Annotated in this window: 1 pseudogene; it reads left to right on the forward strand. The window is 65.7% G+C overall.

Annotated features, from left to right (window positions below):
* Positions 1 to 129: 129 nt before the first annotated feature.
* Positions 130 to 576, forward strand: a pseudogene (locus ASE35_RS15775) (phytase); the annotation flags it as partial.
* Between the last annotated feature and the right edge of the window lie 2 nt (positions 577 to 578).

Raw genomic sequence — 578 nt, forward strand, 5'->3', positions numbered from 1 at the left:
AGCGATCGCAGGGTTCTTCATCTCACGCCATGGAAGCCGGCGTCACTTCTGCGGAATGTCACGCCGCGGATAAGGGCTTGGAAAGTGCACTCTGACCCCTGTTCTTCGGTGGGTGTCCTAGATCGACCGATCCGCGTACCCGAATCCCTGTGGGGCGATGTCGCCCACGACCGCCTGCTGATCGCCGAGGAAGACCTCAAGACCGGCACCGCCGTGCGCGAATACGACCTCGCCGGCAACTACCGCGGCCGCACCCTAGGCTTGGGCCTGTTCAAGGCGCAAGCCGAAGGCATCGCCCTGTGGGCCTGCCCCGACGGCAGCGGCTACTGGATCGCCACCGACCAATTCAAGGACCGCAGCCTGTTCCACGTCTTCGACCGCCAGACCCTCGCCCACCTGGGCGCGTTCTCCGGCGAGACCGTGGGCAACACTGACGGCGTATGGCTGCAGCAGACCGCGACCAAGCGCTTCCCGGCCGGTGTGTTCTACGCCGTGCACGACGACATGGGCGTGGGCGCGTTCGATTGGCGCGATATCGCCAAGGCACTGTCGTTGCGCGAGAGTTGCGGCGGCTGAGG

Origin of the sequence: Lysobacter sp. Root916 (assembly GCF_001429785.1) — a bacterium.
In the GTDB taxonomy this organism is placed as follows: Bacteria; Pseudomonadota; Gammaproteobacteria; order Xanthomonadales; family Xanthomonadaceae; genus Lysobacter.